The organism is Amycolatopsis japonica (assembly GCF_000732925.1).
GTDB lineage: Bacteria > Actinomycetota > Actinomycetes > Mycobacteriales > Pseudonocardiaceae > Amycolatopsis > Amycolatopsis japonica.
This window is the reverse complement of the sequence record NZ_CP008953.1, coordinates 8,047,319-8,060,535: the sequence shown is the minus strand read 5'-3', so window position 1 is coordinate 8,060,535 and position 13,217 is coordinate 8,047,319. Positions and strand designations below refer to the sequence as shown.

General features: G+C 69.7%; 13 protein-coding genes. 8 read left to right on the top strand and 5 right to left on the bottom strand.

Annotated elements, in window-relative coordinates; translation table 11 throughout:
• The first annotated feature begins 110 nt into the window (after positions 1-110).
• Positions 111-1,199: an alpha/beta hydrolase family protein gene (locus AJAP_RS37330; RefSeq protein ID WP_038520345.1), complete on the top strand. Its 1,089-nt coding sequence runs from the start codon at positions 111-113 to the stop codon at positions 1,197-1,199.
• Here AJAP_RS37330 and AJAP_RS37325 read toward each other — a convergent pair.
• Positions 1,196-2,152 (bottom strand): SDR family NAD(P)-dependent oxidoreductase, encoded by a 957-nt coding sequence (locus AJAP_RS37325; RefSeq protein WP_038520343.1) that lies wholly within the window; start codon positions 2,150-2,152, stop codon positions 1,196-1,198. The two genes, AJAP_RS37330 and AJAP_RS37325, sit on opposite strands and share 4 nt — an antisense overlap.
• A 56-nt stretch (positions 2,153-2,208) precedes the next feature.
• On the opposite strand from AJAP_RS37325, the gene AJAP_RS37320 reads away from it, so the two are divergent.
• From AJAP_RS37320 to AJAP_RS37310, 3 genes are all read left to right on the top strand, one after another.
• On the top strand, positions 2,209-2,601 hold the full coding sequence (locus AJAP_RS37320) for a MerR family transcriptional regulator (protein WP_038520341.1): 393 nt from the start codon (positions 2,209-2,211) through the stop codon (positions 2,599-2,601).
• Positions 2,602-2,638: 37 nt separating this feature from the next.
• Positions 2,639-3,022 (top strand): PPOX class F420-dependent oxidoreductase, encoded by a 384-nt coding sequence (locus AJAP_RS37315; protein WP_037333189.1) that lies wholly within the window; start codon positions 2,639-2,641, stop codon positions 3,020-3,022.
• 106 nt (positions 3,023-3,128) lie between these two features.
• The gene (locus AJAP_RS37310; RefSeq protein WP_038520339.1) at positions 3,129-4,115 is read left to right on the top strand and encodes an MCE family protein; all 987 of its coding nucleotides are present in this window, start codon (positions 3,129-3,131) and stop codon (positions 4,113-4,115) included.
• A 15-nt stretch (positions 4,116-4,130) separates the two neighbouring features.
• Here AJAP_RS37310 and AJAP_RS37305 read toward each other — a convergent pair whose 3' ends face one another.
• A complete protein-coding gene (locus tag AJAP_RS37305) occupies positions 4,131-4,553 on the bottom strand; it encodes a hypothetical protein (protein WP_174492075.1) in 423 nt (140 codons plus the stop codon).
• Positions 4,546-4,911 carry a hypothetical protein gene (locus AJAP_RS37300; protein ID WP_037333184.1) on the bottom strand — a complete coding sequence of 122 codons (366 nt, stop codon included), beginning with the start codon at positions 4,909-4,911 and terminating at the stop codon, positions 4,546-4,548. Before AJAP_RS37300 ends, AJAP_RS37305 begins: the two co-directional genes overlap by 8 nt.
• A 425-nt stretch (positions 4,912-5,336) precedes the next feature.
• On the opposite strand from AJAP_RS37300, the gene lanKC reads away from it, so the two are divergent.
• The 4 genes from lanKC (at position 5,337) to AJAP_RS37285 (ending at position 11,575) form a co-directional block, all read left to right on the top strand.
• A complete protein-coding gene (gene lanKC, locus AJAP_RS37295) occupies positions 5,337-7,880 on the top strand; it encodes a class III lanthionine synthetase LanKC (RefSeq protein ID WP_038520337.1) in 2,544 nt (847 codons plus the stop codon).
• Between the two features lie 39 nt (positions 7,881-7,919).
• Positions 7,920-8,063 (top strand): SapB/AmfS family lanthipeptide, encoded by a 144-nt coding sequence (locus tag AJAP_RS43890; RefSeq protein WP_123798255.1) that lies wholly within the window; start codon positions 7,920-7,922, stop codon positions 8,061-8,063.
• A gap of 111 nt (positions 8,064-8,174) precedes the next feature.
• Positions 8,175-9,842, top strand: coding sequence for an ABC transporter ATP-binding protein (locus tag AJAP_RS37290; protein WP_038520335.1), 1,668 nt, complete (start codon positions 8,175-8,177; stop codon positions 9,840-9,842).
• The gene (locus tag AJAP_RS37285) at positions 9,839-11,575 is read left to right on the top strand and encodes an ABC transporter ATP-binding protein (protein WP_038520334.1); all 1,737 of its coding nucleotides are present in this window, start codon (positions 9,839-9,841) and stop codon (positions 11,573-11,575) included. Before AJAP_RS37290 ends, AJAP_RS37285 begins: the two co-directional genes overlap by 4 nt.
• Here the strand turns inward: AJAP_RS37285 and AJAP_RS37280 are convergent.
• Both AJAP_RS37280 and AJAP_RS37275 read right to left on the bottom strand, forming a co-directional pair.
• The gene (locus tag AJAP_RS37280) at positions 11,531-11,950 is read right to left on the bottom strand and encodes an acyl-CoA thioesterase (protein ID WP_073846133.1); all 420 of its coding nucleotides are present in this window, start codon (positions 11,948-11,950) and stop codon (positions 11,531-11,533) included. The genes AJAP_RS37285 and AJAP_RS37280 overlap by 45 nt on opposite strands.
• Positions 11,944-13,176, bottom strand: coding sequence for a hydroxyacid-oxoacid transhydrogenase (locus AJAP_RS37275; RefSeq protein ID WP_038520332.1), 1,233 nt, complete (start codon positions 13,174-13,176; stop codon positions 11,944-11,946). Before AJAP_RS37275 ends, AJAP_RS37280 begins: the two co-directional genes overlap by 7 nt.
• Positions 13,177-13,217 lie beyond the last annotated feature (41 nt).

Sequence of the window (13,217 nt, the reverse complement as noted above, 5' to 3'; positions counted from 1 at the left end):
GCGGATCCCTCTCGCGACAGACATCGGGATACGACCTGCGGCAGACGCGCGAATACGACGGCGGGTCCCAGGCTGGACGCAGGAAGATCCCCGACAGAAACGGAATCCTCATGAGAAGGCTTCTCGTCGCGCTGGTCGCCCTCGCCGGCATGGTGTCCTTGGCGAGCCCGGCCGCGGCGGCTCCACGACTGAAGTTGCCGCCGCCGACCGGCTCGCATCCCGTCGGCTCCAGCGATCTGCATCTGATCGACTCTTCGCGCAAGGACCCCTGGGTGCCGACCGGGCCGCGCGAGCTGATGGTGTCGATGTTCTACCCCGCGCTGGTGCCGTTCGGCGCGAAACGGCCCTACCTCACCTCGGCCGAGGCGAAGGCGTTCCTGACCGAATCGGGCCTGCCCGACGTCGACCCCGGGCTGCTCTCCGGGCTCCGGACCAGCGCCAGGGTCGACGCCCCGCCGCTGCCGGGGAGGCACGCGCTCGTCGTCCTGTCGCCGGGATTCGGCAAACCGCGCACCACACTCACCGGCCTGGCGGAAGACCTGGCGAGCAAGGGTTTCGTGGTCGCGCTGATCGGCCACAACTACGAGTCCCACGGCACCGCCTTCCCCGACGGGCACGTCACCGAATGCGCCGCCTGCGGATCCGACTCCACGTTGCTCCCGCCGATCCGCTCCGCGGACGTCTCCTTCGTGCTCGACACCCTGACCAAGCCTTCCTCGCGCTGGGCCCGGCTGATCGACCGGACGCGGATCGGGATGGCGGGCCATTCCATCGGCGGTTACAGCGCGCCGACCGCGATGGTCGACGACCAGCGGATCCGGGCGGGCGTCGACATGGACGGCAGGCTGTGGTCGCCGATCCCCGCGTCCGGTATCGACCGGCCGTTCCTGCTGCTCGGCCGCGAAAGCGAGTACACCCCGGCCGGCCCGGACACGACCTGGGCGGGCAGCTGGCCGAACCTCACCGGCTGGAAGCGCTGGATCAGCGTCGCGACGGCCGGGCACGCGTCCTTCACCGATGTCGGCGTCCTCGGTGAACAGCTCGGCCTGACCAAGCCCGGCCTGCTCGGTGGCGAGCGCGGAATGCAGCTGACCAGGGCGTACGTCTCGGCGTTCTTCGACGCGAACCTGCGCGGTGGGCACCAGCCGTTGCTCGACGGGCCGGTGGCGGACAACCCGGAGATCAAATTCTGGAACTAGCCGAGGGGGACCCCGGTGAGGCCGGCGGAGAACTTCCACAGCCGCTCGGCCTCACCGGCGTCGATCGCGTACGGGCGCACGCCGACCCACTCGCCCTCCTCAGCGGCGATCTCGGCGACGTCGCAGTCCTCGCAGTAGAGCCCGCCCATCCCGTCGAGCCGCGGCGACGTCGCCGCCCAGACCTGGGTGGCCGCGCCCTGCTCCGGCGATTTGAACTCCGGGTCGGCCTGGTTCCCGTGCTCGTCGATCCAGCCGCGCTCGACCATCTCCTCCGGCCGCAGATGCCGCTGGAGGGGAGTGAGGATGGCGCCCGGATGCAGGCTGAACGCGCGGATCCCGTGTTCGGTGCCGAGCTTGTCCAGGTGCACGGCGAACAGCACGTTCGCCGTCTTGGCCTGGCCGTAGGCGAGCCAGCGGTCGTAGCCGCGCTCGAACTGGACGTCGTCCCAGCGCATCGGCGACGAGTGATGGCCGGACGAGGCCACCGTGACGACGCGGGCGCCGCCGCCGGCCTTCAGCGCGGGCCAAAGCCGGTTCACCAGGGCGTGGTGACCGAGGTGGCAGATCGCGAAATGCGACTCCCAGCCGGGGCCGACCCGCCGTTCCGGCGCGGCCATGATCCCGGCGCTCGCGATCAGGATGTCGATCGGGCGGCCGGTGCCGAGGAAGCGGCCGGCGAAGGCCTCGACGCTCGCCAAGTCGGCCAGGTCGAGCTCGCCGACCTCGGTGCCAGGGATCCCGGCGAGGGCGGCCTCGGCGTCGGCCGGACGGCGCGCGGGGACGACCACGTGCGCGCCGGCGTTCGCCAGTGCTCGCGTGGTTTCCAGGCCCAGTCCCGAATAGCCGCCGGTGACGAGGGCGAGCCTGCCGGAGAGGTCGATGCCGTTCAGTACTTCTTCGGCGGTGCTGCGCGCGCCGAAGCCGGAGCCGATCTTGTGCTGTGCGGTGGTCATGAGGCGGACGCTAAGAGCTAGAGGGCTCTCTAGGTCAAGGCGCTATCGTCGGTCCGGTGACGGAACTCGCGATCGGCCAGGTCACCGAGCGGACGGGCCTCAGCGTCCACGCGCTTCGTTTCTACGAGAAGGAAGGGCTGCTCGCGGCACCGGTGAAACGGGACGCGAACGGGCGCCGCGTGTACACCGAACACGACGTCGACTGGCTGCTGAACTGCACGAAGTTCCGGGCGTCCGGAATGCCGCTCGCCGTCATCCGCGAATTCGCCGAACTCGTCCGCCAAGGGCCGGGAAACGAGGAAAAGCGGCTCGAACTGCTGCGGGAACACCAGAACACCGTCCGCGACCGGATCGCCGAGCTGGCCGACTGCCTGGAACTGATCAGCCGGAAGGTCGAGGTCTACGAGGAGCACGTCGCGCGGGGGACCGCGAACGAGCTCTGGCGGTAGCCCGTCACGTTTCGCGTGGCGGCTTCGTCCTCATGACATGACTAAGCAGCTCACCGAATTCACCGCCCAGAAGACGATCTTGCTGAAGACCTTCAAACGGGACGGGACACCCATCGGGACGCCGATCAACATCGCCGTCGAAGGCGATCACGCGTACATCCGGACGTATGACGCGGCGTGGAAGGCCAAGCGGATGCGCAACGATCCGCGGGTCGAGATCGCCCCGTCGACGTTCCGCGGCGTCCCGACCGGGGAGCCCGTGAACGCGCGGGTCCGCCTGCTCGACGGCGCCGAGGCGCGGCACGCGGCCACCCTCCTGGCGAGGAAACATCGGCTCTTGCACGGCTTCCTCGTCCCGCTCTTCCACCGGCTGAAGAAGTACAAGACGCTCCATTACGAAGTCCGGCTCGACGTCCCCTAGTGTCTACAATGGACAGACGTTGCCACCCGATCGGTGCAACGTTTCGCCTGGCGATGGGCAAGAGTGGCCCCTAAGCTTTGCCGCTCGTGACCTGCGAGGTGAGACGATGAGGTCCTTCGGCGCGGTGGATCCGGTCAAGGTGGCGCTCGCCGGGCTCACCACGATGGCCCTCGGCATGGCGGCGGCGCTCAACGCCGACGCTTTGCCGGTGATCGGCGGCGGCACGACGTATTCCGCCGAATTCTCCGACGCGGGCGGACTGCGCGCCGACAACGACGTCCGGATCGCCGGGGTGAAGGTCGGCAAGGTTTCCGAAATCGACCTCGAAGGCGATCGCGTGCTCGTCTCCTTCCAGGTGAAGGACGCCTGGGTCGGCGACGCCACGAGCGCGTCCATCCAGATCAAGAACGTCCTGGGACAGAAGTATTTGGCGCTCGACCCGCGTGGCGAAGCGATCCTCGACCCCGGAGACCCGATCCCGCTGCGGCGGACCACCGCGCCGTATGACGTCCTTGAAGCGTTTCGGGATTTGTCGAAAACCGTCGACGCCATCGACGTCGGCCAACTGGCGAGAAGCTTCGACACGATTTCGGCGACTTTCGCCGATACGCCCGCCGACGTCCGCTCCGCGCTCGACGGGATCACGAAGCTCTCCGGCACCATCGCTTCCCGGGATCGGCAGCTCCGGACGCTTGTCGCGAACACGCGGCAGGTCTCGCAGACCCTCGTCGACCGCGACACCGAGGCCCAGCGGCTGATCCAGGACGGCAACGCGCTGCTGCGCGCGATCTCCACCCGGCAGCAGGCGATCAAGGACCTGCTCGACGGCTCGAAACGGCTCGCGACCGCGCTCGACGGCATCATCGCCGACAACGACGGGCAGCTGGGGCCGGTGCTCGAACAACTCGACCGGCTGACGTCGATGCTCCAGCGCAATCAGGATTCGCTGGCCAAGGGGATCGCCGCGTTCGCGCCGGCGATCCGGGTGCTCACCAACGTCGCGGGCAACGGCCGCTGGATCGACGGCTACCTGTGCGGGCTGGTCCTGCCGACGTTCGGCCCGCTCAACGAAAAAGGCTGCTTCGAGAAGTGAGCGGCACGCTCGCCGTCAGGGCTTCGTCCGCCGCAACCAGAACAACCCGATCACCGGCAGCACCAGCGGGATGAAGAGGTAGCCCTGCCCGTACACCGACCACACGGTGGCGTGGGGGAAGGCCTCGCGGTCGAAAAGGCTGAACGTGCCGACGGTCAGCACGCCGAGCAGTTCGACGCCGCAGGCGATCAGCGCGATCCGCCACCAGCCCGCGCCGCGGCGGGCCAGCGCCACGGTGGCCAGCAGATAGACCACGGCCGCGAACGCGGAGAGGGCGTAGGCCAGCGGGGCTTCGTGGAACTTGGTGCTGATCTGCACGGCGGCGCGCGAGGTCGCCGCCAGCGCGAAGATCGCGTACACGGCGACCAGGATCCGTCCCGGGCCGGAGGCCTTGTCCGTCGCGGTGTCCACCGTCTTCTCCTCGGTTTCTTCAGGCACTGGCGCCCGCCCACACCTCGTGCAGCCGGAGCACCATCACCGGGATGGCGAGGCACGCGATGCCGAGGATCGCGGTGCTCGCCCGGGTGCGCTCGGCCAGCGCCCAGAACGTCCCGAGCGGAAGCACGACCAGGCAGCCGATCAGGTAGGCGAGATAGGTGGCCATGCTGCCGGGGCGGCCGCCGCCGATCAGCAGGACGACACCGATCACGAGCTGGGCCACCAGGAGTACTTCGATCACGGCGAGGCCGGCGAGCAGTGCGTTGTCGGGCAACTTCTTGCGCGCCGCCTGGACGAAACTCCACACCGCGACCAGCGTCGCGCAGATCGCGACGGTCACCGCGAACCCTGTGATCACGTCGGCCTCCTTACCCGCTCCACCGGCGACAACGTACCTCCGGGCCGATCATCGCCGACGGGCGACCGGTGGGCCGCGTGGCGGGCGCCACGGGCCCGGCAGTGGTCCAGACCTCGGGTGAATAGATCACGAAACGCGGCCGGTTGGCGCACTGTCAATTTCCTTGCGCATTATTGCGTTCGGTGCCTCGACCTGGGATTACGGCACCGGTGCGTTCCTGTTACACACCGACCGGGTGGTTGGAATCCGAGTTGATCTCACGCTGGGTACCCCTACCATTCGGTAGTTTTCGAATTCACGTCCCTGAACAGCCCATCCGAACCCCCGATATGGCGGATTGGCCGTTCGGGGTCCGGCGGGTGGAATATTCTGCATCGCGATGGTGCACATGGCCCATCCGATTGGTGCCAAGGAGGGGGCGCTCGATGGACGTCCGGTACGAAGCGTATTGCTTCGCCGATCCACTGTTCTTCGATGAACAGCGGGAAACCGGGGACGCCGCCGACGATTTCGCCTCCCTGTTGCCCGCTCCTGGGGACGGCTGGCGCACCGGAGTGCGCGGAGTTTGGCGGTTGCTGCACCCTGTTGCTCGAAACCTTCCCTTGCAGGGCTGGAAAATCCACGTGTCGGCAGGTCTGGGCAACGCCGAGCGGGTGCTCGTGAAGGTGCACGAGCATTGTGTCGAGCACGCCGTGTCGTACAAGCATCTGCGTTCGCGGACGACCCTGCTGGCCAGGAATTCGAAATACGCTCCGCGTGACGGAAGCGGTAAGTTACTGACTCTTTATCCGGCTGACAACAACGAGCTGGAGCGTGTTCTCGCGGCGTTGTCGGCGAAGCTCGACGGCGAGCCCGGGGCGTACATTCTCAGTGATCTTCGGTATGGTGCCGGCCCGCTCTACGTCCGCTACGGCGGATTCGCCGAGCAATGGGTCGAACTCGACGGCAAGCGGGTCCTCGCGATACGCAAACCGGACGGGACGCTGGTCCCGGACAAGCGCGAACCGACCTTCTCCGTACCCGACTGGGTGACGATTCCGGAGTTCCTCGCGCCTCATCTCGCAGCTCGCAAGAGCGGCGGAGCGGATCAGTTCCCCTATCAGGTGAAAAGTTCTCTGCACTTCTCCAACGGCGGCGGCGTGTACCTCGCCGACCGGAAGGCCGACGACGAACGAGTGGTCCTCAAGGAGGCCAGGCCGTTCGCCGGCCTGGACCGCGACGAGGTCGACGCCGTCGAACGCCTCCGCCGTGAGCACGAGGTGCTGGAGCGGCTGAAGGGCATCGATGGCATCCCCACCGCCTACGACCGCTTCACCGTCTGGGAGCACCACTTCCTGGCGATGGAGTACATGCCCGGCGTCTCGCTCGGCAACTGGCTGGCCCGCAACTACCCGCTCACCCGGCGCGACACCACCGAGGCCGACATCGCCGCGTACACCGAACGCGCGCTGGCGCTGGTCCGCCGGGTGGAGGCGATGGTCGGCGAGGTGCACGAACGCGGGATCGTCTTCGGCGACCTGCACTCGCTGAACATCCTCGTGGACGGGGACGACGACGCGGTCTCCCTGATCGACTTCGAGATGGCTTCGGACGTCGAAAGCGGCACCCGGCCCGCGCTCGGCGCGCCCGGCTTCCGCGCGCCGAGGGACCGGAACGGGTTCGAGGTCGACGAGTACGCGCTCGCCGTTCTGAAGCTGTGGATCTTCCTGCCGCTCACGACGCTCCTCGAACTCGCCCCGGCGAAACTGCGCGGGCTCGCGGACTTCGTCCAGCAGCGCTTCGACGTCCCGGAGGGCTACGCCGACTCGATCGTCGCGGAGCTCGCACCCCGGAACGTGCCGCCGCTCACGAGCGCCACCGAGCTGGACCAGGAACGACCGGACTGGGCGCTGGTCCGCAAGCAGATCACCGAGGCGATCCTCGCCAGCGCGACCCCCGAGCGCACCGACCGGCTCTTCCCCGGCGACATCGAGCAGTTCCGTGTCGGCGGAGCGTGCTTCGGCTACGGCGCGGCCGGCGTCCTCCACGCGTTGAAGGCGGTCAGCGGCGAGCGGCATCCCGCGCACGAACGCTGGCTGCTGGACTCGATCCGCCGCGATCCGCCCGGACGGCCGGGGTTCTACGACGGCTCGTACGGGATCGCATACGTCCTCGAAGAGCTCGGTTACCGCGAAGAGGCCACCAAGCTCTTGACGGCGTCGACGACGCTGGTCGACCAGACCACCGACCACGGTCTGGAAGGCGGCCTGTCCGGGATCGGGCTCACTCAGCTGCATTTCGCGGTTGCCCGTAAGGACAACGAGTTCGGCAGGCAGGCGCTCGCCACCGCCGTCCGGCTCGCCGAAGCGCTCGAGATCGCCGACCCGCCTGGCGACTTCGGCCGCGCAGGGCTGCTCAATGGCTGGTCCGGTCCGGCGCTGCTGTTCGTGCGGCTGTTCGAACGCACCCGCGAAGAAGGCTGGCTGTCCTTCGCCGACCAGGCGCTGGAGCGGGACATCGAGGAGTGCGTCGAGTCCGACGACGGCTCGCTGCAGGTCCGCGACGGCGAGACCCGGACGTTGCCCTACGTGGGTGTCGGCAGCGCCGGGATCCTCATGGTCGCCGAGGAGCTGGCGAAGCACCGTCCCGACGCGAAGGCGTTGAAGAGCCTTCCCGGCCTGCGTGAAGCGTGCCGCGGCGAGTTCGTCATCCACCCCGGGCTGCTGTTCGGCAGGGGCGGGCTGATGACCGCGCTGGCCATGGGCGCCGAACCGGACCAGCGCGTCCGTGACGCCATCGACCTGCATCTTTCCCGGCTGGCCTGGTACGCGGTGCCGTACAAGGGCGGCCTGGCGTTCCCCGGCAACCAGCTGCTGCGGCTGTCGATGGACGTCGTCACCGGCGGCGCGGGCGTCCTGCTCGCCTTGGCCGCCACCCTGGACGGGAAGGCCGCGCTGCCTTTCCTGTCCTCCCGAACTGCCGTCCGATGAGGACGGCGGACCAAGAGGTAACTAGTGAAAGGGAACACCATGGAACTGGTTCTCGACCTGCAGGCCCTGGAAGCCCCCGAGGTTCTCGAAGGTGGCGGCGGTGGCAGCCACGGCGGCGCGAGCAACCTCAGCCTGCTGGCCTCCTGCGCGAACAGCACCGTCAGCCTGCTGACCTGCCACTGAGTCACGGCTGAGCACTGAAGGCGCGGGAGCGGCACAGGCCAAGTGCGCCGCTCCCGCGTCTTCATTTTGCCTTCCGGTTCATCTCGTTGGGATCACGGTGTGAGGAGTGGGATGGCGGGTTCCGCCGATCGGTTGCTGGTCACGGTGACCGCACTGGATCGTCCCCGCCTGATCGCGCTGATCTTCAGCGCGCTCGCCGGGACGGCGGCGGGGCTGCTCCTGCCCGGCGCGCTCGCCGCCGCGGTCGACGCCGTCGTCGCCGGACGGCCCAGCCTGCCCGAGGTCACCTGGCTGATCGTCCTCGGCGTCACCGAAATCGCCGTCGGCCTGATCGGCGGCATCCTCACCGCGCGGATGACCGCGTCCGCCACGGCCTGGCTGCGCCGCAAGCTCGCCGACCGCTATCTCGCGCTCGGCACCCGATCGACCTTCGCCGACGGTGACGCGATCAGCAGGCTCACCGGTGACTGCACCGGCGCGGGACTGGTCGCCTCCGTCGTCGTCCAGCTCGGGTCGACCACCCTCATCTCCGGCGGGGCCGTCGTCCTGCTCGCGCTGATGGACTGGCGGCTCGCGCTCGTCTTCCTCGGCAGCATCCCGTTCGGCCTGATGCTCGCGCGCACCCACCTGAAGAACACCGCCGACGACGTCCTCACCTATCAAGAGGTGTCCGGCGAGCTCGCGGCGAGGATGGTCGACGCCGTCGCCGGGCTCCGCACGATCGCCGCGTCGGGCACCGCCGACCGCGAAGCCGACCGTGTGCTGCGGCCGCTGCCGAAGCTGAGCCTCGCCGGCCGCGGGATGTGGCGCACGCAGGCCCGGATGGTGTGGCGGTCCGGTCTGCTGCTGCCCGCGGTCGAGCTCGCGGTGCTCGCCGCCGCCGGTTTCGGCGTGCTGGAAGGCAGGCTGACCGTCGGCCAGGTCCTCGCGGCCCTCGGCTACGTCGCCCTCGGCATGGGCCTGATCACGCAGATTCCCTTGCTCACCACACTTTCCCGCGCGCGGTCGTGTGCGCGGCGGCTCACCGAGGTGCTGGAGGCGCCGGTCCCCGAACCGGGTGACCTCGGCGTCGTCCCCGGACGGGGCACGCTCGAACTGCGCGGCGTCACCGTCGCGGGCGCGTTGCGCGACGTCGACCTGCTCGTGCGGGGCGGCCGGTTCACCGCGGTCGTCGGGCGGTCCGGTTCGGGGAAGTCCGCGCTGGTCAACGTCCTCGGTGGGCTGCTGACCCCGGACGAGGGGACGGCGACGCTCGACGGCCGTCCGCTGGAGAAGCTGCGGCCGTACGAGCTCCGCGCGGTCGTCGGGTTCGCCTTCGAACGGCCCGCGCTGCTCGGCGCGACGATCGGCGACGCCGTCGGCTACGGCTCGTGGGCCGGGGAGGCCGCCGTACGCGCCGCCTGCCGGTCCGCGCAGGTCGACGACCTGATCGTCCGGCTGCCGGACGGCTACCGGACGCCGCTCAGGGAAACCCCGCTCTCCGGCGGGGAGGCGCAGCGGATCGGGCTGGCGCGCGCGATCGCGCACGCGCCGCGGGTGCTCATCCTCGACGACGCCACCGCCAGTCTCGACACGGTCACCGAAGCCGCCGTCGAGGAGGCGATCGAACGCACGCTGCCCGGCAGGACCAGGGTGGTGGTGACGCATCGCGCGGCCACCGCGTCGCGGGCGGACACGGTGGTGTGGCTGGAAGACGGCCGCGTCCGGGCTGTCGGCGCCCACGACGAGCTGTGGCGGACTCCGGCTTATCGCGCGGTCTTCACCGAGGGTACGCAATGAGCGTCTGGGGGCTCTACCGCTCGGCGCTGGCCGGGCAGTGGCGCGGCGGGCTGGTGCTGCTGGCCTGCTCCGTACTGGAGAGCGCGCCCGCGTTCTTGTCCGGTCGCCTGGTCGAACTCGCGGTTGACGAGGGGTTTGCCGCGGATCGGCCAGGCACCGGACTGCGTTGGCTCGCGGTCTTCGGGCTGGTCGCCGTGATCGGCGCGTTCGGTTCGCGGCTGGTGTGGCATCAGCTCGGCAAGGTCGTCGAGCCGTTGCGCGACGCACTGGTGACCGCCGTCGTGCGCGGGGTCCTGCACGATCCGGCGCCACCGCGGAATCAGCCGGACGCCAGCGGCGTCGCCCGCATCACCCAGCACGTCGAGGTGGTGCGTGACGCCACGGCCGGACTGCTGGTGCAGGCGCGCGGGATGATCGTGACGACGGTGGCGGCGCTGGCCGGGTTGTTCACCGTCGCCGGTTCGCTCGCGTTGATCGTCGCGATCCCGGTGGTGGTCTCGGTCCTCGTGTTCGCCTGCCTGCTCCCGTCACTGGCGCGGCGTCAGCGCGCGCTCGCGCTGGCCGACGAGCGGACCGCCGAGGTCGCGGGCGCGTCGTTGTCCGGTATGCGGGACATCGTCGCGTGCGGCGCGGAACCCTTGGCCGCGCTGGAGCTCTACGACGCCATCGACACGCAGGCCAAGGCAGCCGTGCGGGTGGCGCGGTCCGGGGCGGCCCGGACGGTGGTGATCGCGACCGGCGGGTTCGTGCCGCTGCTCCTGGCGTTGCTGGTGGCGCCGGGCATGGTCCAGGCCGGAGTGCTCACCGCCGGTGCCGCGCTCGGCGCGCTGGTCTACCTGGCGACGACGATGCAGCCGGCGTTGCGCGGGCTGGCCGCGACCGCGAGCACCGTGGTGCTGCGGCTGATCGTCGCGCTGCGGCGGCTCGCCGAAACCGCCGAGGCCGAGCCGGAGGCCGACGGCACGGCCGAACCCGACGGGACCGCGATCTACGTGCGCGACCTGACCTTCAGCTGGGGCGCGGCCGCGCAACCGGTGGTGCGCGGACTCGACCTGCACCTGCGGCCCGGCGAGCGGCTCGCGGTGGTGGGGCCGAGCGGGATCGGCAAGTCGACCTTGGCCGGGCTCCTGACCGGCATGCTCACCCCGCAGGCCGGCCGGGTGCTGCTCGGCGGGGTTCCGGTCCGGGAGGTCCCGGCGGCGCTGCGGCACCGGATGGTCGCGCTGATCCCGCAGGAGGCGTACGTCTTCGCGGGGACCGTGCGGGACAACGTCGGCCTGTTCGCGCAGACCGCGATGGACGGCGAACTGCTGGCGGCGGTGCGGGCCGTCGGCGCGGAACCGCTGGTCACGCGGCTGGGCGGGCTCGACGGCGAGATCGGGCACGGCACGCTGTCCGCCGGTGAGGCGCAGTTGATCGCGCTCGCCCGGGTGTACGCGAGCGACGCGACCGTCGTCATCCTCGACGAGGCGACGTCGCACCTCGACCCGCCCGCCGAAGCCCGCGCGGAACGGGCGTTCGCCGAGCGGGGCGGGGTGCTGGTGGTGATCGCGCACCGGCTGACGTCGGCGCTGCGCGCGGACCGGGTCCTGGTGATGGACGGCAAGGAAACCGCCCTCGGCACCCACCTCGAACTCATGGACCGGTCCACGCGCTACGCCCAGCTCATGCACGCGTGGTCGCCGCGGCTACCCCAGCCCAGTGCGCAGTTCTTCCAGCGCGCTCCTGAGTAGACCCTCGACGGGGACCGGGCGCCGGGATTCGCGATCGACGAAGACGTGCACGAAGTGACCTTCCGCGATCACCGTCTCCTTCGAATACATCCCGACCTCGTAGCGGACGCTGGACCGGCCGAGATGGCCCACCCGCAGGCCGACTTCGAGTTCTCCCGGGAACGACACCGAAGCGTGGTACTTGCATTGGGATTCCACGCACAACCCGATGACCTCACCGGTCTCGATGTCGAGTCGGCCGCGTTCGATCAGCCAGGTGTTGATCACGGTGTCCATCACCGAATAGTGGACGACGTTGTTGACGTGTCCGTAGACGTCGTTGTCCTTCCACCGCAACGGAACCGTCTGCCAGTGCGGATACTCGGCGTTCACCACAGCGTCACCGATTCCCGCAGGATGACGGCGAGGTCGGCTTCGGACGCCTCGCGCGGCGCCGTCGCCAGCAGCCGTTGTTGTTTCACCGTGCCGGAAACCAGGGAGTCCACATCGGACTCGGTGTAGCCGACGGCGCCGATCCCGTTGGGGATCCCGATCTCCCGCATGATCTGGCCGAGCACCGCGGGCAGGTGATCCCGCAGATCGCCCGGCCATTCGTAATCCGGCGCGAGCAGCCGCGCCACCCGGATGTGCCGTTCGGGCGCGGCGTCGAAGGTGAACCGGAACGCCGCGGGCGCGGTCAGCGAGACGGCCATCCCGTGCGGCACCATCGCTTCGTCGCCCGGATACCCGGACGGATGGAAGTCCCGTACCTGCCCGGCGATCGGATACGCGTTGGCGTGCGGGATGTGCACCCCGGCGTTGCCGAAACCGAGCCCGGCGAACGTCGCCGCGAGCGCCATCGCCTCGCGCGCCTTCATGTCGGAACCGTCGCGCACGGCCGCGGGCAACGCCCACGACAGCAACCGCAGCGACTGCTCGGCGAACATGTCGGCCAGCGGATTCGAACCACAGTAAGGAACCCGGTCCTCCGGCCGCTTCCGGTCGAACTCGGTGTACGGCTTGGCCGTGTAGCTTTCCGCGGCGTGGCAAAGGATGTCCATCCCGCTCGCGGCGGTCACCTCGGGCGGCTGCGAGACCGTGAGCCTCGGGTCGACCACCGCGAGGCTCGGCCGCATCCGGAGATGGCTGATGCCGCTCTTCACCCGCAGCGACAACACGTCCAGCACGCACACCGTGGTGCTCTCGGAGCCCGTCCCGGTGGTGGTCGGCACCGCGACCAGCGGTTTCAGCGGCGCGCTCGGGGCGCGGCCGCCGCCGACCGGCGCGTTGACGTAGTCCATCAGGTCGCCGTCGTTGCTGGTCAACAGGTTCACCGCCTTGGCGGTGTCGATGGCCGACCCGCCACCGACGGCGACGAAGGCGTCCCACTCGCCCTGTCCCCGGGCGAAGTCGACGGCCTTCCGCATGCTGACGTCGGTCGGCTCGACATGTACGCCGTCGAAGACGACGGCTTCGATGCCATAGGTCTCGATGCCTTCGGCGATCCGTTGTGGCCAGCCCGTCGCGGCGACACCCGCGTCGGTCAGGACGAGCACCCGGCGAGCGCCGTACTGGGTGAGGTCGTAGCCGATCTCATCGCTCGACCCGGTGCCGTACTTCAAGGCAGGCGCCCCGTAAGTGAAAACAGTTTCACGTCCGGCGG

Excerpts from the sequence above, each read along its gene's own strand:
- AJAP_RS37325 (WP_038520343.1), bottom strand. The coding sequence starts at position 2,152 with ATGACCACCGCACAGCACAAGATCGGCTCCGGCTTCGGCGCGCGCAGC.
- AJAP_RS37310 (WP_038520339.1), top strand. The coding sequence starts at position 3,129 with ATGAGGTCCTTCGGCGCGGTGGATCCGGTCAAGGTGGCGCTCGCCGGG.
- AJAP_RS37330 (WP_038520345.1), top strand. The coding sequence starts at position 111 with ATGAGAAGGCTTCTCGTCGCGCTGGTCGCCCTCGCCGGCATGGTGTCC.
- AJAP_RS37315 (WP_037333189.1), top strand. The coding sequence starts at position 2,639 with ATGACTAAGCAGCTCACCGAATTCACCGCCCAGAAGACGATCTTGCTG.
- AJAP_RS37285 (WP_038520334.1), top strand. The coding sequence starts at position 9,839 with ATGAGCGTCTGGGGGCTCTACCGCTCGGCGCTGGCCGGGCAGTGGCGC.
- AJAP_RS37290 (WP_038520335.1), top strand. The coding sequence starts at position 8,175 with ATGGCGGGTTCCGCCGATCGGTTGCTGGTCACGGTGACCGCACTGGAT.
- AJAP_RS43890 (WP_123798255.1), top strand. The coding sequence starts at position 7,920 with ATGGAACTGGTTCTCGACCTGCAGGCCCTGGAAGCCCCCGAGGTTCTC.
- lanKC (WP_038520337.1), top strand. The coding sequence starts at position 5,337 with ATGGACGTCCGGTACGAAGCGTATTGCTTCGCCGATCCACTGTTCTTC.